This window comes from Sphingopyxis sp. GW821-FHT12F08 (assembly GCF_058806755.1).
The window spans coordinates 270665-289999 of the sequence record NZ_JBXAQA010000003.1 but is presented as its reverse complement, the minus strand read 5'-3'; the positions used below and the strand labels follow the sequence as shown (position 1 = coordinate 289999).

18 protein-coding genes are annotated in these 19335 nt (G+C 66.6%); 6 read left to right on the top strand and 12 right to left on the bottom strand.

Annotation, left to right across the window (positions count from 1 at the left end; all coding sequences use genetic code 11):
- The 7 genes from AC1RNQ_RS10260 to rtcR form a co-directional block, all read right to left on the bottom strand.
- A complete protein-coding gene (locus AC1RNQ_RS10260; RefSeq protein WP_493171022.1) occupies window positions 1–393 on the bottom strand; it encodes a nuclear transport factor 2 family protein in 393 nt (130 codons plus the stop codon).
- Window positions 390–620 (bottom strand): biotin/lipoyl-containing protein, encoded by a 231-nt coding sequence (locus tag AC1RNQ_RS10255; RefSeq protein WP_058536382.1) that lies wholly within the window; start codon window positions 618–620, stop codon window positions 390–392. Before AC1RNQ_RS10255 ends, AC1RNQ_RS10260 begins: the two co-directional genes overlap by 4 nt.
- 4 nt (window positions 621–624) lie before the next feature.
- Complete coding sequence (locus AC1RNQ_RS10250; RefSeq protein WP_493171021.1) at window positions 625–1614, bottom strand: alpha-ketoacid dehydrogenase subunit beta; 990 nt, start codon at window positions 1612–1614, stop codon at window positions 625–627.
- A complete protein-coding gene (locus AC1RNQ_RS10245) occupies window positions 1611–2591 on the bottom strand; it encodes a thiamine pyrophosphate-dependent dehydrogenase E1 component subunit alpha (protein ID WP_493171020.1) in 981 nt (326 codons plus the stop codon). Before AC1RNQ_RS10245 ends, AC1RNQ_RS10250 begins: the two co-directional genes overlap by 4 nt.
- Entirely contained in the window at window positions 2588–3235 is a 648-nt protein-coding gene (locus AC1RNQ_RS10240) for a glutathione S-transferase family protein (RefSeq protein WP_493171018.1), read from the bottom strand. Before AC1RNQ_RS10240 ends, AC1RNQ_RS10245 begins: the two co-directional genes overlap by 4 nt.
- Before the next feature lie 10 nt (window positions 3236–3245).
- The gene (locus tag AC1RNQ_RS10235) at window positions 3246–4010 is read right to left on the bottom strand and encodes an SDR family NAD(P)-dependent oxidoreductase (protein ID WP_493171016.1); all 765 of its coding nucleotides are present in this window, start codon (window positions 4008–4010) and stop codon (window positions 3246–3248) included.
- A gap of 184 nt (window positions 4011–4194) precedes the next feature.
- The gene (gene rtcR / locus AC1RNQ_RS10230; RefSeq protein WP_493171015.1) at window positions 4195–5784 is read right to left on the bottom strand and encodes an RNA repair transcriptional activator RtcR; all 1590 of its coding nucleotides are present in this window, start codon (window positions 5782–5784) and stop codon (window positions 4195–4197) included.
- A 306-nt stretch (window positions 5785–6090) separates the two neighbouring features.
- Here rtcR and AC1RNQ_RS10225 point away from each other — a divergent pair, with 306 nt between their 5' ends.
- Genes AC1RNQ_RS10225 through rtcA form a run of 3 tightly spaced genes read left to right on the top strand, consistent with a single transcriptional unit; the run spans window position 6091 to window position 8794 of the window.
- Window positions 6091–7317 (top strand): RtcB family protein, encoded by a 1227-nt coding sequence (locus AC1RNQ_RS10225; RefSeq protein WP_493171013.1) that lies wholly within the window; start codon window positions 6091–6093, stop codon window positions 7315–7317.
- A 35-nt stretch (window positions 7318–7352) separates the two neighbouring features.
- Entirely contained in the window at window positions 7353–7781 is a 429-nt protein-coding gene (locus AC1RNQ_RS10220) for a hypothetical protein (RefSeq protein WP_493171011.1), read from the top strand.
- Window positions 7778–8794 carry an RNA 3'-terminal phosphate cyclase gene (gene rtcA / locus AC1RNQ_RS10215; protein ID WP_493171010.1) on the top strand — a complete coding sequence of 339 codons (1017 nt, stop codon included), beginning with the start codon at window positions 7778–7780 and terminating at the stop codon, window positions 8792–8794. The genes AC1RNQ_RS10220 and rtcA overlap by 4 nt, the downstream gene beginning before the upstream one ends.
- A 12-nt stretch (window positions 8795–8806) precedes the next feature.
- Here rtcA and AC1RNQ_RS10210 read toward each other — a convergent pair whose 3' ends face one another.
- The 5 genes from AC1RNQ_RS10210 to AC1RNQ_RS10190 all read right to left on the bottom strand — a co-directional run bounded on the left by AC1RNQ_RS10210 (window position 8807) and on the right by AC1RNQ_RS10190 (window position 15504).
- Window positions 8807–10432, bottom strand: a complete 1626-nt coding sequence (locus AC1RNQ_RS10210; protein ID WP_493171008.1) for an arylsulfatase — start codon at window positions 10430–10432, stop codon at window positions 8807–8809.
- 118 nt (window positions 10433–10550) lie between these two features.
- The gene (locus AC1RNQ_RS10205; protein ID WP_493171006.1) at window positions 10551–11504 is read right to left on the bottom strand and encodes a TauD/TfdA dioxygenase family protein; all 954 of its coding nucleotides are present in this window, start codon (window positions 11502–11504) and stop codon (window positions 10551–10553) included.
- Window positions 11505–11534: 30 nt separating this feature from the next.
- Window positions 11535–12884, bottom strand: a complete 1350-nt coding sequence (locus tag AC1RNQ_RS10200; RefSeq protein WP_493171005.1) for an MFS transporter — start codon at window positions 12882–12884, stop codon at window positions 11535–11537.
- Window positions 12881–15325, bottom strand: a complete 2445-nt coding sequence (locus AC1RNQ_RS10195) for a TonB-dependent receptor (protein WP_493171004.1) — start codon at window positions 15323–15325, stop codon at window positions 12881–12883. The genes AC1RNQ_RS10200 and AC1RNQ_RS10195 overlap by 4 nt, the downstream gene beginning before the upstream one ends.
- A complete protein-coding gene (locus AC1RNQ_RS10190; RefSeq protein ID WP_493171003.1) occupies window positions 15325–15504 on the bottom strand; it encodes a hypothetical protein in 180 nt (59 codons plus the stop codon). The genes AC1RNQ_RS10195 and AC1RNQ_RS10190 overlap by 1 nt, the downstream gene beginning before the upstream one ends.
- A gap of 557 nt (window positions 15505–16061) precedes the next feature.
- Here AC1RNQ_RS10190 and AC1RNQ_RS10185 point away from each other — a divergent pair.
- The 3 genes from AC1RNQ_RS10185 (at window position 16062) to AC1RNQ_RS10175 (ending at window position 19333) form a co-directional block, all read left to right on the top strand.
- Window positions 16062–16643: an ANTAR domain-containing response regulator gene (locus tag AC1RNQ_RS10185; protein ID WP_493171002.1), complete on the top strand. Its 582-nt coding sequence runs from the start codon at window positions 16062–16064 to the stop codon at window positions 16641–16643.
- On the top strand, window positions 16640–17851 hold the full coding sequence (locus AC1RNQ_RS10180) for a CmpA/NrtA family ABC transporter substrate-binding protein (RefSeq protein WP_493171000.1): 1212 nt from the start codon (window positions 16640–16642) through the stop codon (window positions 17849–17851). The genes AC1RNQ_RS10185 and AC1RNQ_RS10180 overlap by 4 nt, the downstream gene beginning before the upstream one ends.
- A gap of 249 nt (window positions 17852–18100) precedes the next feature.
- Window positions 18101–19333 carry a nitrate/nitrite transporter gene (locus AC1RNQ_RS10175; protein ID WP_493170998.1) on the top strand — a complete coding sequence of 411 codons (1233 nt, stop codon included), beginning with the start codon at window positions 18101–18103 and terminating at the stop codon, window positions 19331–19333.
- Window positions 19334–19335: the final 2 nt, after the last annotated feature.

The following is a 19335-nucleotide window of genomic DNA, read 5'->3' as shown; positions in this document are numbered from 1 at the left end:
TTATGCCTTCAATTGCTCGACCATGTGCGCGGTGTCGAAATAATGGATGCGCATCGACGCCATCTTGCCCGCGTCGTCGAATTCGGTGACCTCGGCGATATGCGTCTCGAACCTTTTGCCGCTCGACTTCGCGGTCACGGTGAAATGAAGCAGCGCGACGGCGTATTTTTCGCCGCCGACCAGTTCCTGCCATTGGACCACCGGGTCTTCCCAATAGCCCATGACATGCGCGTAGAGCCGTTGCAGCGCGTCACGCCCGCGCCATTCGCCCCCGTAAGGAAGCGAGGTCGGTTCGTAGATGACGAGATCGTCGGCCATGAAGTCGGCGACTGCATCCCAATCACCGGCGTGCACCGCGGCGTACATCGCCTTGCTGGCTTCGAGCGGCGTCATTCGATCGTGCCGACCAGCGCGCCGACCGGATAGACCTCGCCCTCGATCCCGGTCGGACGGATCGTCCCCGCGACCTGCGCCTCGATCTCGACCGTCGTCTTGTCGGTCTCGACGGTATAGATGATGTCGCCGACCTCGACGCGCTCGCCGTCGCCGACCATCCATTCGTTGAGCGTCATTTCGGTCGCCGACATGCCGATCTTCGGGATGCGCAGTTCCTCCGCCATCGCCTCAGCCTTTCCAGTTCACCGCGGCCCGCACCGCATCGGCGATCGCGTCCTTGTTCGGGATCCACGCCTGTTCGAGCGCGTTCGCCATCGGGACCGCCGAGAAGGCCCCGCCGATGCGCGTTACCGGCGCCTTCAGCTTGCCGAACAATTTTTCGCCCAGCCGCGAGGCGATCTCAGCGCCGGTGCCATATTGCTTCACCGCCTCGTGCAGCACCACCGCGCGGCCGGTCTTTTCGACCGATGCGGTGACGGTTGCCTCGTCATAAGGGGCGATGGTGCGCAGATCGATCACCTCGACCGAAATGCCCTCGCCCGCGAGCCGCTCGGCGATCTCGAGCGCGTCGAGTACGGTGCGGCCATAGGTAATGATCGAACAGTCGGTCCCTTCGCGCGTGACCGCCGCCTTGCCGAGCGGCACGACATGTCCCGGCCCCGGATCGTCGGATTTCAGGCCGTAGCAGAGGATATTCTCGATAAAGATCACCGGGTCGTTGCACGCGATCGCCGCGCGCATCAGCCCCTGCGCATCGGCCGCGTTCGACGGCGTCACGACCTTCAGCCCCGCAACATGCGCGAACCAGGCTTCGAGCATGTCGCTGTGCTGCCCGCCGAAACCGACCCCGACACCGGTCGTGGTGCGGATCACCAGCGGGACGTTGGTCTGCCCGCCCGACATGAAACGCAGCTTCGCGGCATGGTTGACGATCTGGTCCATCGCGACCGTCACGAAGTTCATCAGCATGATCTCGGCGATCGGGCGGAAACCCGCGAGCGCCGCGCCGACGCACGCCCCGACGATCGCCTGCTCCGAAATCGGCGTCGCGCGGACGCGGTGCTCGCCATATTTCTCGGTCAACCCCGCCGAGATTTTGAACACGCCGCCCCCCTGCTTCGCCGCGACATCCTCGCCGAGCAGGATCACGCCCTCCTCCTCGGCCATCGCCTCGTCGATCGCGCGGTTGATCGCCTGCGTCATCGTGATCTGGGTCATGCCGCAATCTCCTCTTCGAAGACATCCTTGCGGATTTCCTCGGGCCCCGGCAGCGGGCTGTTCGCGGCGAATTCGGTGGCGGCGTCCATCTGCGCGTCGAGGTCGGCGACGATCGCGTCGAGCTCGGCCTCGCTGAACTGATGGTCGAGCATCAGCTGGCGCAGCCGCGGCAACGGGTCCTCCGCCGCCATCTCGGCGAGATGCTCCTTGGGCATGTACGAGAAATCGGCGCCGAAGAAGTGGCCCATCATGCGGTAGCACATCGCCTCGATCAGCGTCGGCCCCTCGCCGGCGCGCGCGCGATCGACCGCCGCCTTGGTCGTATTGTACATCGCGATCGCGTCGTTGCCGTCGACCTTCACGCCGTTCATTCCATAGGCCTTGGCGCGGGTGACGATCGAATCGACCTTGGTGTGGTCGGCAAAAGCGGTATGCTCGCCATAGCGGTTGTTCTGGCACAGGAAGATCACCGGCAGCTTCCACAGCTGCGCCATGTTCATCGCCTCGTGGAAGGCGCCGATATTGGTCGCGCCGTCGCCGAAGCAGACCATCGTCACCTTGCCGTCGCCGCGGTTCTGCGACGCGAGCGCGAGTCCGTTAGCGATCGGCAGCCCCGATCCGACGACACCCGTCGTCACCATCACCCCGGTCTCGGGGTGGGTGATGTGCATCGACCCGCCCTTGCCGCGGCAGGTACCGCCGACCTTGCCCGCGATCTCGGCGAACAAGGGGTTCAGTGGTACGCCCTTGGCGATCTGGTCGTGCTGGCCGCGATAGGTGGTGACGAGATAATCGTCCTGTTCCAGCGCCGCCATCGCCGCCGCCGACACGAGTTCCTGCCCGCGCACGGTGTAATAGATCACCGCGAGCTTGCCGGTCATCAGCAGCGAGCGGAACTTCTCGTCGGCGCGCGCGACGCGCATCGTGCGGGTGTAGATGTCGCGCAGCGTGTCGCGATCGATCGTCGTCTCGGTCATGCAGGCTCTCCGATGCCATATTGGGGGTTGGCGCTGGCGGCGGCGCCGGGGCGGGCGGCAACGCGGTCGCGCCAGGCAGCAAGATTGGCAAGCGCGGGATCGAGCGGTTGCCCGACCATCGCGCCGAACTCGACGAAGGAATAGAGCAGGATATCGGCGAGGCTGAAGCGCTCGCCCGCAAGCCAAGGCCCCGCCCCGACGATCCGGTCGACCTGCGCCAGCCCGTTGGCGGCGAGCCGCTTCAGGTCGGCCGCCGCATCGGGCAGGCAGAGCAGCCGGCTCTCGAACATCGGCAGCCCCTCGGCGCCGCGGAAACCCGCGGTCATCGGCACGACGACGAGCTGGTCGACGATCCGCACCAGCATTCGCGTCCGCGCGCGTTCTTCGGCAGTCGCGCCGAGCAGCGTGTGCCCGGCGGCCGTCTCGTCGAGATATTCGCAGATCGCGATGCTCTCGGCGATGCAGCCGCCGTCGTCGAGTTCGAGCAATGGTGTGTGCCCGAGCGGGCTTTTCGCGCAGAAATCGGGCTGGCGGTTTTCGGCCGCCATGATGTCGACGAATTGCCGATCGACCGCGATGCCGGTCTCGGCGAGGTACATCAGCACCACGCGCGGATTGGGGCCGAGCGACTGGTAAAGTTTCATTCCGCGCGGCCTAGAACTGGACGCGTTTGGTGAAGCCGCCGTCGATGACGAGATGCGCGCCGGTCATATAGGGACAGGCGGGCGAGGCCATGAAGACGATCGCCTTCGCCACTTCCTCGGGCTCGCCGAAGCGCCCCATCGGCATCTGCGCCAGCGTGCCTTCATAGAGCGGCGGCACCGCCGACTTGATGACTTCCCAATTGCCGCCGGGATAATAGATCGCACCGGGCGAGACGATGTTGACGCGGATATTCTGCGCCGCGAGCGCCTGGCTCAGCTGCGAGCCATAGGTGATCAGCGCGGCTTTCAGCGCATTGAACGCCTGCGGCACGATGAAGGTCTCGACCGCCGCGGTCGACGACATGAAAATGATCGACCCCGATCCCGATGCGGCCAGCGCCTCGGTCAGCACCTCGACCCCGTGCACCGCGCCCATGACGTCCATGTCGAGCCCGCGCTGCCAGTCGCCGGTCGCACCCTGCCCCGACGAGCTGGCGGTGTGGATGAAGATGTCGCAGCCGCCAAGCGTGTCGCGCGCTTTCGCCAGCCACGCGCGATAGCCGTCGGGGTTGCCGGTCATGTCGAACTGTTCGCCAAGCACCTTGCCCGGCCCCGCGGCATCGATCGCCGCGACCGCCGCGGCGACCTTCTCGGCATCGCGCGAGAAGAAGGCGACGTCGGCGCCCTCGGCAGCGAAAATCTTGAGCGAGGCGAGCCCCAGCCCATGCGCGCCGCCGTTGATGATCACCTTCTTGCCGGCCAGATCCAAGTCCATCGCATCCTCCTCATGTCATTTTGGAGAGGAGAGTATCGGGCTAGTCCGCGCAGGGACATCAGCAAAAATGGGAGCGGCCTGCATCCTGCGGCCAAGGCAATGACCGGGACCACTTCGCCGACATACCGCGCATCGCGGCAGCACCGCGCTTCGCGCGCCGATTACGCGCGCAGCAAGGGCTCCTTCACGACCCCAGGATCGTCGGCAGGTCCAGGTCGAAGCGCGCCAGATATTTGCGCAGGCGATCCGCGTCGTTGGTCGATTTGCGCAGTTCGCGCGACGCCGCGAACAATTTTCGTCCCGCCGACGACAGGTTCCCGCTGCGACGGCACACCTCGACCGTATAGGCCAGTTGCACGCGATCGAACGGATCGATCCGGGCGAGCGCTTCGCCGGGCAGCAGCTTGCCGAGCAGGTCGTCCTCGCCCTTTGCCCCCGACCAAAGCGCGCGGAGCCGCGATATCTCGACCGCGACGCTATCGGCGTCGATGCGCCCGGCGGGACTCAGCGTCGCCATCCGCGTAACGCTGGCGGCGAGGTCGCGAAAATTGCCGTGCCACAGCGCGGCGGAATCTTCGGCAAAGCGCAAATAGCGATCGCGTCCCTCCCGGTTGAAGGTCACGCGCGTGCCTTCGCGTTCGGCAAAACGCTCGAGCTCGAAATCGAGATTCGGGGCGATATCCTCGCGGCGCTGTGCCAGCCCCGGCAGGCTGAACGTCCAGAGATTCAGGCGCGCGAACAGATCCTCGCGAAACCGCCCCGCTGCCACCTCGCCGACCAGATCGCGATTGGTGCCGGCGATGAGCTGGAAATCGCTCGCCGCCTCCCTGTCCGCCCCGACCGGCAGGAAACGCCCGTCCTCGATCGCGCGCAGGATCATCGCCTGCTCGTCGAGCCCCAGTTCACCGATCTCGTCGAGGAAGAGCAGCCCCTTGTCGGCCGTCCTGAGCAGGCCGGGGCGATCCTGGATCGCACCGGTAAAGGCGCCCTTGTGATGGCCGAACAGCGCCGACATCGCGCTGTCGCCCTTCAGCGTCGCGCAATTCACCTCGACGAAGGCGCCGCCGATCTGGTGGCGCAGCTTCTTGAGCTCATAGATCTTGCGGGCAAGCTGGCTCTTCCCCGCCCCCGTCGGCCCCATCAGCAGGATCGGCGCGCGGCTGCGCACCGCGACCTGCTCGATTTCCTCGATCAGCCGGTTGAAGGCGGGATTGCGCGTTTCGATCCCGCTTTTGAGGAAGCTGGCGCTCTCGGCGCTCGCCTCGGCAAAGCGCGTCGCGATGCTGTCGTAGCGCGAGAGGTCGAGGTCGATGGCATTCCATGTCCCCACCGGCTGCGGCGCGCCGCGCTGCGGCTGCGTCTGGAGCAGGCGGCCGGGCAGGTAACGCGCCTCGGTCAGCAGAAAGAGGCAGATCTGCGCGACGTGCGTCCCGGTCGTGATGTGGACGAGATATTCGTGCGTGTCGGGATCGAAGGGAAAGTCGCGCGCGAAGTCGAGCAGCTTGCCATAGACCTCCTCGAAATCCCACGCGTCGTCGAAATCGAGCAGGTGCGGCACGACTTCGGTTTCGGGCGAGACGTCGCGGATATCGTCCATGACATATTCGGCGAGGCGGCGGTGATAGCTGCCGTGGAGCAGGACGAAGCGATCGACGCGCAGATCCTCCTGCATGCAGATGCTGACCGTCGGGCGCCACTTGTTCCAGCGCGAAGGGCCGAACTTGGCGGCGTCGAGCGTCGAACCGAGGAATCCGATGACGGTGAGAGGCTTCATGCCGATCTTATAATATTTTATAACCTGCGCGACAACAGGATATGATTTTTCGGAGGCGCAGCGATCGACGCTTTAACCGTCAGCAATAATTATCGTTTTAAAATAATACATTATGAACTTACCGTTCAGCTTCCCGCCATTTGGCACGCCTCCTGCTTAGCCATGGGCGCCGGGATCACGTCACCCGGCGACGCGGGACGAAGGGGCGGCCGGAATGGGCCGGCCGCCCCAAAGGGTCCCCAGCGATTTTTGGAAGGCTCGCCATCGCGGCGTCCTTGCCCCAAGGAAGTGAAGAGGAGGTCAGCCATGACCCAGACGACTTACGAAGTGCTGAACGTCGAGGGCGGACGCCCGGTCAAGATGTGGACCCGCGGCGTGCCCGTGGAGGATATGGCGCGCGCGCAGCTGACCAAGGCGGCCAAAATGCCGTTCGTGTTCAAGCATGTCGCCGCGATGCCCGACGTCCATGTCGGCATCGGCGCCACGGTCGGATCGGTGATCCCGACCAAGGGTGCGGTGATCCCGGCGGCAGTCGGGGTCGATATCGGCTGCGGCATGATGGCCGCGCGCACCACGCTGACGGCGCACGACCTGCCCGACAACCTCGAGGGCATTCGCAGCGCGATCGAGGCGGCGGTTCCGCACGGCCGCTCGATCGGCCGCGGCAAGCGCGACCATGGTTCGTGGGGCGATCCGCCGCCGGCGATCGTCGACGCCTGGGCGACGCTCGCCGAACGGTTCGGCCATCTCGTCGCCAAGCATCCGCGGCTGAAGAACACCAACAACCTCACGCATCTGGGGACGCTCGGAACGGGCAACCATTTCATCGAGCTGTGCCTCGACCAGGATGCGCGGGTGTGGGTGATGCTGCATTCGGGATCGCGCGGCGTCGGCAATGCGATCGGCACCTACTTCATCGAACTGGCGAAGAAGGACATGCGCAAGTGGTTCATCAACCTGCCCGACGAAGATCTGGCGTACTTCCCGGAAGGGACCGACCATTTCGACGATTATGTCGAGGCGGTGGGCTGGGCGCAGGACTTCGCCGTGCTGAACCGGCGCATGATGATGACCAATGTCATCGCCGCGCTGCGCCGGCAGATCGCGAAGCCCTTCGAGGCCGAGGCCGAAGCGGTGAACTGCCATCACAATTATGTGACGCGCGAGAACCACTTCGGCGAGAATGTGCTCGTCACCCGCAAGGGTGCCGTGCGCGCGGCGAAGGGGGTGATGGGGATCATCCCGGGCTCGATGGGCGCGAAATCGTTCATCGTACGCGGGCTCGGAAACCCGGAGTCGTTCGACAGCTGCAGCCATGGCGCGGGCCGCGTCATGAGCCGCACCGCGGCGAAGAAGCTCGTCACCCTCGACGAGCATATCGCCGACACCGCGGGCGTCGAATGCCGCAAGGACGAAGGCGTGATCGACGAGACGCCCAAGGCGTACAAGCCGATCGAGGCGGTGATGGCGGCGCAGGCCGACCTGGTCGAGATCGTCCATACGCTGAAGCAGGTGGTGTGCGTGAAGGGGTGATCCCCCTTCACGCCGCCATCGGAGGGGGGCGAACGGTGAAAAAGACCCTGTGCTGCGGCGCCTGCGAAGCGCGCCTGACGCGCGCGCTGACGGTCGTGTCGAGCAAGGTGCCCGGCGTCGTGCCGCCCGATCAGGTGCCAGGCAAGCTGCTGGTCGCGCACGGGATCGCGTTCAAGAGTTGGGAGCCGATCGAGCGATCCTTTGGCAACGTGCGGTCGCTGCTCGAATTTGTCCCGCAATATTGGCTCAATCCGGACGATTTGACCGAAGCTGTGCGTGACACGCGCAATGGGGACCGTCTGGGCGGGTGTTGCGGGCTTGGCGGGCTTAGCGGTCCCAATCAGATATGCCGGTGCGGCGCCGAAGTCGGCACGCTACGCACCGACTGCTGGACACCGCACCTGTTCGTCCCCGACCCTATGAACACGAATTGGATAGAAGAAGAAGAAGAAGAAGAAGAATGATCATCATCGACGGATCCGAAGGCGAAGGCGGGGGGCAGGTGCTGCGCTATGCGTGTGCGCTGGCGCTGCTCACCGGCACCCCCTTCACGATCGAGAATATCCGCGGCGGACGCGAGAAGCCGGGGCTCATGCGCCAGCATGTGACCGCGATCGAGGCCGCCTGCGTGATTGGCGGCGCCGAATGCAGCGGGCTGGCGGTCGGCTCGAACAGCATTTCCTTCCGCCCCGGGCGCGTGACGCCGGGCGACTATCATTTCGCGGTCGGCACCGCGGGCAGCACGGGCCTCGTCCTCCAGACGATCCTCGTGCCGCTGATGCTCGCCGACGCACCCTCGCGCCTCGTGATCGAGGGCGGGACGCATGCGATGGCGGCGCCGCCGTTCGAATTCATCGCGCGCACATTGCTGCCGGTGATCAACCGTATGGGGCCGTCGGTCTCGGCGCGGCTGGTCCGCCACGGCTTTTTCCCGCGCGGCGGTGGACGGATCGAGGTCGACATTCGCCCGGCTCCGCTCACCGCGATCGAATGCATCGAGCGCGGGGCGGCGGGGGCCGTGCAAGCGACCGCCCTAGTTGCCGGCATCCCCTTCGATGTCGCCGCGCGCGAGATCAAGGCCGCGAAGAAAATACTCGCGGACTGGCCGGCGGAAGCGTTTGTTACGCACGAACTTCCCGCGGATCGGGGTCCGGGCAATGCGCTGCTGATCGAAGCGCAGTTCGACGATGTGACCGAGATCGTGTCGGCCTTCGGCAAGCTCGGCGTCCCCGCCGAGCGGCTCGCAACGACGGCGGCGCGGCGCATGGCGGGTTACCTCGTGTCGCGCGCCTTCGCCGGCCCCTATCTGCAGGACCAACTGCTGCTGCCGATGGCCTTCGCGGGCGGCGGCGCCTTCACGTCGGTCAAGCTCAGCGAGCATAGCAGCACGGCGATGGCGCTCATCGAGCGGTTTACCGGCCGCCGGTTTCGCGTGTCGGCGACGGGCGACGCCAACCTCGTCGAAGTGATCGCCTGACCGGCGACCGTCTCAGGGGCGATAGGGTATCGAGTCCGGCGCGAGCACGCCGACGTCGCGCGCGTAGCGTTCCCACGCCGCCGCGAGGGCGTCACGCCGCGCCGGCTCCGCGCGCGACAGGTCGCGTGTCTCACCGGGATCGCGCGCCACATCGAACAGGCGCCACTGCCCGTCGCCGATATCGGTGAGCTTCCACTCGCCCCGGCGATAGGCCTTCGAGCCGAAAAGCTCGGCGCCGAAGCCGTCGGTGGCGCCATAGACGCGCGCGGAGGGATTGCGCAGCCACGCCAGCCACGAACGGCCTGTGATCGGCTTGACCGCCTTGCCCCCGACATCGGTCGCTGCCGGGTCGACGCCCGCAAGATCGAGCAAGGTCGGCGCGACGTCGGCGACCGAAAGGAACTGCGTATCGGCGCCCTGCCGCCGCGGAATGCCCGCGCCGCTGATGAAGGCGACCGCGCGCGCTCCGCCCTCGCTCTGATAGCCCTTGGTCAGCCACGACGGCGCCGTCGCGGCCTGCGCCCAGCCCGCGCCATAGGTGATATAGGAGGACGCTGCACCGCGGTTGGCGAAGCCGTTGTCGGCGCCCTTGATCCGCGCGGCGAGCATTTCGGCGCCCGTCGTCTCGACGTCGAGCGCCTCGGCGCCGTTGTCGGCAAGGAAGAGGATCACCGTATTGTCGAGCTCGCCCGAGGCACGCAGCGCGTCGATCACGCGGCCGACATTCTGGTCGAGCCGGTCGACCATCGCGGCATAGATTTCCATGTTGCGCGCCGCGATGCGCTGCTGGTCGGCGGTCAGGGAATCCCAGCTGCCATCGCGGTTGCGCGGGGTGTGCGCCGCGACGTCGGCGGCAAGTATCCCGAGTTCGCGCTGGCGGGCGAGGCGGCGCTCGCGCAGCGCATCGAAGCCGTCGTCGTAGCGCCCCGCGTAGCGCGCGATGTCCTCGGGATGCGCCTGCAGCGGCCAATGCGGCGCGGTGAAGGCGAGATAGGCGAAGAAGGGCTGCCCCTCGCCCTGCCCTTCGCGCTCGCCGAGGAAATCGACCAGCCGGGTCGCGAAATAGTCGCTCGAATAGAAATCGGCGGGCAGCTTGGTCAGCGGCTTGCCCTGTTCGGTGTAGGTCGCGGTGGTGCCGACATCGGTGCCGAAATGATTGTGCCCGCCCTGGAGCAAGGCAAAGCTGCGCTGGAAGCCGCGTGCGTGCGGATCCTGTTCGGGGGTCAGGCCGAGGTGCCATTTGCCCGAGAAGAGGGTTTGGTATCCGCCCGCCGCCAATCGCTCCGCGAGCGTCGCGACATCGCTGCGCAAATAGCCTTCATAGCCGGACTTGCCCTGCTGGTTGGGGCGGATCATCTCGGCCATCGTGCCGAGGCCCGCGAGATGATTGTCTGTGCCCGAAAGCAGCATCGAGCGCGTCGGCGAACAGGTCGGCGCGGTGTGGAAGCCTGCGAGGCGGACCCCCGCGAGCGCCAGCCGGTCGAGATGCGGCGTGCGGATCTCGCCCCCGAACGCGCCAAGGTCCGAATAGCCGAGATCGTCGGCGACGATGATCAGGAAATTGGGGCGCCGTTCCTCCGCCTGCGCGGGCGCGGCGGCGATAACGAGAAGGAACAGCAGGGACGCGAGGCGCTTCATTCGGGACATCCTGTCAGGAAAGGGGCGGCGCGCCGCGGGCGAATGGAACCCGGGCGCGCCGCAGTCTGGACCGGCGCAGTCGCAGGAAGGGAGGTGGGAGGCCGGTCCGCGGGATTGATCAGGCGGGTTCGTATTCGACCGGCTTTTCCTGCCGCACGATACGGCTGCGGCGACCGTCGATCGCGACCGGCACCTCGCCGTGGATCGTCGCGCGGCGCAGCGTCCGGCGCTGGAGCCCGAAGTCGGCGGTCGCGCGGTGCTGCGTCGCCTGATTGTCCCAGATGGCGACGTCGCCCGCCTGCCAGCGCCAGCGCACGACATTCTCGGGCTTGGTGATATGCTCCTGCAGCGTCTGGAACAGCCGCGCGCTGTCGATCTGGTTCAGCCCGACGAACTGCTTGACGAAATGACCGAGCAGCAGGCTGCGCTGCCCGCTGACCGGATGAACGCGCACCACCGGATGCTCGGTCTCGTACACCGTCGAGGCGAAGACATTGCGATGCTCCTTGATCCGCTTCGCCGCGCTTTCGGCGTCGGGCGCCGACTGCAGGATCGCCGCATAGTCATAGAGGTTGGTGTGCGTCGCCCACAGATTGTTGACGAGCTGGCGCAGCACCTCGGGCAGGCCCTCGTACGCCGTCTCGCCGTTCGCCCATTGCGTGTCGCCGCCCGCCTCGGGGATGGTCAGCGCGCGCAGGATCGACGCCTTCGGATAGGCATCGACGAAGGTCACGTCGGTGTGCCAGCTCGACGCGGCATAGCCTTCGCGGCTGTCGAGTTCGAGCAGGTAGCGCGAGCCTTCGGCGACCGGCACCGTCGGGTGCGCGACCGGATCGCCGAGGAGCGCGGCGAAATCCTCATGCTCCTTGTCGGTCAGATGCTGCTGGTCGCGGAAGAACAGCACCTTGTGCCGCACCAGCGCGGCCCCGATCGCCTGCACCACCGGCGCCGGCAGGTCGCCTGACAATTCGATGCCATGGACGATGGCGCCGATGGTGCCGGTCACCGGCGTGATGTCGAGCGGGATGCTCTTGTCGCGGGCATTGGCATAGCTGTTGTGAAGGTCCGTCATGTCAGTCTCCTTTGGGGGTTGGACGGGTACTCATTCGGCGAAGGCATAATCCGGCGGTCCCGGATCGAGCTGTCGGCGAATTTCGGCGTGCGCCGCCTCGTCGAGCGGGAAGCGCGCGATGAGGGCGGCGGACAGGGCGTGGGCGATGGCGGGGCCAAGACCGAAGACGAGGAGCAGGCCGTTCAGCGCTTCGGGGCTGTTCGTGCCCTTCGGATCGAAGCCGAGCCAGGCGACGAGCGGCAGCGCGATGCCGACCGCGACCGCGGTGGCGGTCTTTCCGGCAAGGCTGAACACCGAATAATAAAGCCCGGTGCGGTCCTCGCCGCTGTCGAGGCGGTGCTTGTCGGCGACGTCGGCGACGATCGCGCGGAGCATCAGATTGCCCGATCCCTGCGCCAGCCCCTGCGCGAGCGTCAGCGCGAGGAGCAGCGGGAAGCTATCGGGGGTAACGAGCAGCAGCGACAGGTTGATCGCGACCTGCACCAGCTCGCCCGCCACCGCGGTGCGATGCTTGCCGTATCGGCGCCCGATCTTCAGCCAGATCGGCCCGGCGAAGATGCCGAAGACGAACTGGAAGAGGAACAATCCGCCCGCCCATTCGGGACGGCCCATGTAAAAGGTCACGAAGAAGACGATCAGCGCCGCGCGGATATTCTGCGCCAGCGTCACCGCGAAATCGGACGCCAGCACGCGCAGCAACAACGGCTCGCCGGTGATCGCGCGGATGCTTTCCTTCAGGCTCAGCCGCGCGGTCGGCAGCGGCGGCAGCGGCGGCTCTTTCAGTGCGGTCAACGTCAGGAGCAGCGCCGGGACGATCGACAGCAGGACGAGCCCGCCCATCAACGACAGCTGCAGATGTCCGTCGCCCGGCCGCAACTGGTCGGCGATCGTCGGCAGGATCAGCGTCAGCAGCAAGGCGCTCGACGTCACAACGGTCTGATAGGTCGCGATGCGCGTGCGCTGATGATAGTCGCCCGACACCTCGCCCGACCAGGCCTGGAACGGGATCTGCACCGCGGTCCAGCCGAGATAGAAGAAGAACAGCACGATCCCCAGCGACAGCGGCGTCACCCCGAAGGGCGGGAAGAAAAGGAAGATCGACGACAGGCCGAACACCACGCCGCCTGCCGCGATCCACGGCTTGCGGCGGCCATGGCGGCCGCGCGTGCGGTCGCTGAGCGATCCCATGAAGGGGTCGGCGATCGCATCCCACAGCCGCCCGAGCAGGAAGACCACGCCGATCACCGTCAGCGACAGGCCGTAATCGCGCGCATAGATGGCGGGCAGATAGACGCCGAGCGGCAGCCCGGCGGCGGCGAGCGGGACCGCGACCGCCGAAAAGCGGATCAGCTGGCCCGAAGTGGCGGGCGCCGCGCTCACAGCTTCGTCCTCAGCGTGACGCCGAGCGTGCGGGGCTCGCCGATCAGCGCGGTGACGATGCCGGTGTTTTGCGCCGACAGCGTCTGGAAATAATCCTTGTCGAACAGGTTGCGCGCCCACAGCGACAGGTCGAACAGCCCGTCGTCGGTGCGGATGCCGATGCGCGCATTGGCGATGCCGTAGGCGGGAACGTCGGCGTAGATGCTGTTGCTCGACGAGGTATTGAACGACGAGCGGTGCGAATAATCGCCATGCGCATAGAGTGACAGGTCGCGCCCGCCGAGCGCCCCGAGTGGCGCCGACACATCGCCGCCGAGCGTATAGGTGAACTTCGGTACCCCGGGCAGCTGCTCGCCGGTCAGGTCCTGGATGCCGCCCTGGTTGAGCCGTTCGGGCGCCTGCGGGGCATTGGGATAATCGCTGTAGGTCGTGTCGGCATAGGCGACCGACGCATAGAAGCTCGCGCGGTTCGACGGCGCGAAGACCAGGTCGCCCTCGACCCCGCGCGAGCGCACGCCGGGTATGTTCGCGATATATTGGCGGACGTTGACCGTGTTCGGCACCTGCTCGGTGATCGCGGTCTGGTAATCGCCGATCTCGGTCCAGTAGCCCGCGACGTTCAACGTGACGCGCCGGTCCCACCATTGCGACTTGATGCCGATTTCGTAACTGTCGACCTTTTCGGGCGCGACGTCAGGGTCGATGCCGGGGGGCAGGTTGGTGAGGTTGAGCCCGCCCGACTTGTTGCCGCGCGAATAGGTCGCATAGGCAAGCGCGTCGTCGGTGAACTGCCACGACAAGGTCGCGAGCCCCGACAGGCTGTCGTCGCCGAACGCCGTCGAATAGCTCGTCACCGGATTGAACTGCGCGCGGACCGTCGCCGCCTGCGCCGCGAGCGCGGGGGTCAGGGTCGAAAGGTCGATGCCCGCGACATGATACTGGTTGAACGACCCGCTTTTCTTCTCATGCGTGTAGCGCAGCCCCGCGGTCAGCGTCAGCCGGTCGGCGAGTTTCCAGTCGAGCTGGCCGAACAGCGCATAGCTTTTGGTGCGCGGGTTCGAGGTCGAATTGGCCTCGAACCCGTCGAGCGCCGCCTGCCACGCCTCGAGCGGGATCGGCGACGTCGCCGGCCGGTTCCACAGCGCCGCGGCGGGACCATAAGCGCTCTTTCCATAGCCGCGGATGACCTGCCAGAAATAATAGGCGCCGACGACATAGTCGACCGGGCCGCCGCTGTCTGATGCCAGGCGGAGCTCCTGGCTGAACTGGCGCTGACGGTTCGCCTGCTGCGCCTTGGTGACGATCGGCAGCGACGTCGAATCGCCGTCGTTCGCGGGGTTCCAGTCCCACCAGCGATAGGCGGTGATCGAGGTCAGCTTGGCGCCGCCGAGGGTCCAGTCGACCTGCCCAGAGGCGCCATAGCCGTCCATGTTCGACTGATAATGGCTGTTCGCCTCGCCGCGCCGCGCGAAGGGATCGATCGTCGGAAAGCCGTAGCCGGGGAAGCGCGCCGCGCGTGCCGCGAAATTGTTCGGGATGACCGCGCCGTTCGAATAGGTGCCGAAATAATCGGCGAAGATGTTGAGGACGTGGTTCTGCTTCTGGCGCGAGAAGTCGCCGATGATCCGCACCTCGAGACCGGGCGCCGGGGTGATCAGCACCTGCCCGCGCACGCTCCAGTTCGAATAATCCTGCGCGCGCTCGTTCTGCGTCACATTGTAGAGGAAACCGCGCCGCTCGGTAACCGCGCCGCTGAGGCGCACCGCGATCAGATCGTCGACAAGCCCGGTCGAGGCCGACCCGCGCAGTTGGTAATAGCCATAGTCGCCGACGCTCGCCTCGCCCGAAAATTCGGGGTCGAAGCTCGGCTTCTTCGACGTGATGTTGATCGCACCCGAAGTGGTGTTCTTGCCGAACAGCGTCCCCTGCGGCCCGCGCAGCACCTCGATCTGCTGCAGGTCGACCAGGTCGAACTGCGTCTGGCCGACGCGGCCGTAATAGACATTGTCGATATAGAAACCGACGCCATTCTCGAGCCCGTCGTTGGTCAACGCGACATTGCTGCCGAGCCCGCGGATATTGATGTTGGTGTTGCGCGGGTTGAAGCTGAACACCTGCAGGCTGGGCACGATCTGCTGAATCTGCGTCAGCGTGTAATTGCCGGTCTTTTCGAGCGTTTCGGCACCGACGACGGTCAGGGCGATCGGTACGTCCTGCGCGCTTTCGTCCCGGCGGCGGGCGGAAACGATGATTTCGGTGCCGTCATAGCTGTCGCCGGCGGACTCGGCCGCGTCGCCCGCGGCATCCGCCGCTGCGGCGGCCTCTGTGGTGCCAGCCGCCTCGGCGGCAACTTCTTCGGTGGCCCGGGCGGGCACTGCCGGAGCCAGCAGCGCCGCGCCGAGCAGCAGTTTCAGACGATGGTCGGGAGAGAATCTGGACATTATATTTTTTCCCCGGGCGGCAGTCCCGCCCCCTTTTTGATGTGATGAATGGTGGCGCGGGGCGCCGCGCCGGACCAGGCAGCCGCCGGCTCGCGTCCCCACAGCGCACGGGCGGCGCTGCGCAAGGATGCGGGATAGCGGGCCAGATCCGACAGGTCGGACTGGGTCAGTATGGGCATGATTCACCTGCCGCCGGCGCGCAGGCGCCGGACGCAAGGCCGCATTGCGCCCTCGCGAAAGGGAGGCGCGGCCAGGACGAAAGGAACGTGCCGCCGCGCGGAGGGGAAGCGGTCGTCCGCTATCCCGCGCGCGGGTCCGGCTATGGTCTAGACGCTGCTGTTACACATGCGCATCGCAATACCCCTACTGGGGGAACGCAATGCCTGGCGCTGTCGCCCGAGCATCACGCGCTTTAGCCGTTGGTAACGCGGAGCAAGCTGCTTCCCGATCAAAAGCCGCGGGTCGAAGAAAGGCGGGAGAGCCTGCCACCCGGTCCGACCAGTTCCGAATGACAAACTCAACTTAAAAGATTGATATTAGATTCGTCAACCGCCGCGCGTCGTTTCTGCGACGAAGAAAATCTTTCGCAAGACGAGTTGCGCCTATGGCCGAGGTGTCCGGGGCGGCTGCGCCGCGGCAAGCGGAAGTTTCAAGAAGCAGACGCCGGACATCGCGAATGGATCGCGATCGATAATCCTGCTGGCAGATTTGTGCGCTGCAGCGTAAAGGCGCGGCTATGAGGATCGCGATCATCGATACCAGCACGACGCGCGCCGCCATCATCTCCGATGGTCTGCGCGAGGCCGGGCTCGACGATCTCATCCTCATCGATCCCGCGGGCCCGCTCGTCGCGCAGGTCGAGGCCGCGAAGCCCGAAGTCGTCCTCATCAACCTCGAGAACCCGAGCCGCGACCTGCTCGAGGATTTCTTCGCGATGTCGCGCGCGCTCGCGCGGCCGATCGCGATGTTCGTCGACCAGAGCGACGCCGAGGCAACCGGCGCGGCGATCGATGCCGGGGTGTCGGCCTATGTCGTCGACGGTCTGTCGAAGCAGCGCATCAAGCCGGTGATCGACTTGGCCGTCCGCCGCTTTCAGGCCTTCTCGCGGCTCCAGCGCGAACTCGACGAGGCCAAGAATGCGCTGGTCGAGCGCGCGGTGATCGACAAGGCCAAGGCGATTTTGATGAAGCGCCGCCAGGTCGACGAGCCCGCCGCCTATGCACTGCTGCGCGGCCAGGCGATGCGCACCAACCGCCGGATCGCGGAGATCGCCGAGGCGATCGTGACCAGCGAAGCGCTGATGGGAGACGTGGAATGACGGGCGAGCGTTTCCGCATCGGGTTCCTGCCGCTGGTCGATGCCGCGCTACCGATCCTCGCGCATGAGTTGGGCTTTGCGGCGCGCGAAGGCGTGACCGTCGAACTGGTGCGTGACATGACCTGGGCGACGGTGCGCGACCGGCTGCTCTATGGCCACACCGACGCCGCGCACATGATCGCGCCGCTCGCGATCGCGACGACGCTCGGCCGCGACCGGCCGCCGGTACCGCTGGCGGTCCCGTTCGTGCTTGGGCTCAACGGCAATGCCGTGACCTTCTCGGCGCGGCTCGCCGGCGAGGTCGGGCTGGGCGACGCGCTCGGCGATCCCCTCGCGATCGGCGCCGCGCTGAAGCGGGTCGCCGCGGCACGCGCCGTCGCCGGCAAGCCGCTGCGCTTCGGCGTCGTCCACCGCTATTCGAGCCACAATTATATGTTGCGCTACTGGCTCGCGGGCGTCGGCATCCGCCCCGACCAGGATGTCGAGATCATCGTCACCAGCCCGCCCTTCGCCGCCGACGCGCTCGCCGCCGGCGACGTCGACGGCATCTGCGTCGGCGAGCCGTGGAACTCGATCGCGGTCGAGCGCGGCGTCGGCCATATCGCGCTCGCCACCGCGCAGATCTGGCGGCGCGGGGTCGAAAAAGTGCTCGCGATGCGCGAGGCGGTCCTGGACGAGCGCCGCGACGCCGTCGAGGCACTGGTCCGCGCCTTGCATGCGGCCGCGGCCTATTTCGTCGAGCCGGGCGCGGCGGAGGAAAGCGCCGACATATTGGCGCGGCCCGAATATCTCGATGCCTCGCGCGACGCGATCTTGCGCGCGATCACTGACCGCATCCGCCTCGTCCCCGGCGGCGAGCCGATCCACTATCCCGACTTCATGTTCCAGTATCGCGAGGCGGCGAACTTCCCGTGGCGCAGCCAGGCGGCTTGGCTCTATTCGCAGATGGTGCGCTGGGACTATATGGCGTTCGACGCGGCGGGCGCGGCGGCCGCCGGCAAGGTCTTCCGGCCCGACGTATACCGCGCCGCGCTCGCGGGTTCGGGGGCACCACTGCCCGGCGCCAGTTCGAAGCTCGAGGGCGGGCTCGACGAGCCGATCGGCGCGGGCTCGACGCAGGGCCGGCTGACGCTCGGCAGCGACCGGTTTTTCGACAGCCGCGCCTTCGATCCCGACGATATCGAGGCCTATCTTGCTGAACTTCCCTAGCGTTATATTTATGCTGCACCTGCGAAATAACCGCTTGCGGCGTGCCTAAAAATCAGGCAGGTTAAACGCACTCGGCAGGGCTGCCGGGGCAGGATAAAGCGGCGCCGGCTCCAACGAGGGGGTCGAACCGCAGGCGGACGGGGAGCCATTTCCCCGATATCCCAACAGGCAATGAAGCCGTCAGGATGCGCCCGCGTGGCCGCCGTCCTGGCGGCTTTTTTATTGCCCGTCACACGAAAGGGACGGACGATGACGACTGCAACCACGGGCGCCGCGGCACCCAAATCGAATTTCTGGACCAGCGGGCACTGGCCGACGCTGGTCGCGGCCTTTCTCTATTTCGACCTCGCCTTCATGGTGTGGGTCATCCTCGGCCCGCTCGCGCCCGCGATCTCGGAAGACCTTGGCCTGACCCCGGCGCAAAAGGGGCTGATGGTCGCGGTGCCGACGCTGGCGGGCGCGGTGCTGCGCGTCGTCAACGGCCTGCTCGTCGACCGCATCGGCCCGAAGCGCGCGGGCGCGACCAGCCAGGTCATCGTCATCGCCGGATTGTTCGTCGCCTGGTTCATGGGCGTGCACAGCTTCGCGGGCACGCTCGCGCTCGGCGTGATCCTCGGCTTTGCAGGCGCCAGCTTCGCGATCGCCCTCCCGCTCGCCAGCCGCTGGTACCCGCCCGAGCATCAGGGCAAGGCGATGGGGCTCGCCGGCATGGGCAATTCGGGCACCGTGCTCGCCGCGCTCTTCGCGCCCGGCCTCGCCAAGCTCTTCGGCTGGAACGCGGTGCTCGGCCTCGCCTGCATCCCGCTGACGGTCGTCTTCTTCGTCTATCTCCTCATGGCCAAGGACGCACCTAACGCGCCAGCACCCAAGAAGCTCGCCCATTATTTCGAACCGCTCAAGACCGCCGACGCCTGGTGGCTGATGGCCTTCTATTCGGTGACCTTCGGCGGTTTCGTGGGTCTCGCCGCCTCGCTCCCCATCTATTTCACCGACCAATTCCATCTGACCCCGGTGATGGCGGGCTATTGCACCGCGGCCTGCGTCTTCGCCGGATCGCTGGTGCGGCCGATGGGCGGCGCGCTCGCCGACCGGATCGGCGGGGTGAAGGCGCTGATGATGGTCTTCGTCGTCGCCGCGCTCGCGCTCGCCGGGGTGCCGCAGGCGGCGAACCTGCCCGCCGCGCTCACCTTGTTCGTGATCGCGATGCTCGCGCTCGGCACCGGCAACGGCTCGGTGTTCCAGCTCGTGCCGCAGCGCTTTTCGGCCGAGATCGGCGTGATGACGGGGCTCGTCGGCATGGCGGGCGGGGTCGGCGGTTTCTACCTCGCCTCCTCGCTCGGCTTCGCGAAGCAGTGGACGGGCAGCTTCGCGCCGGGCTTCTACATCTTCGCGGGGCTCGCGGTGCTCGCGCTCGTCGCACTGATCTTCGTCAAGGGCCAGTGGCGCGCGACATGGGGCGCCGCCGAAGGCGTGCGGATCTAGCC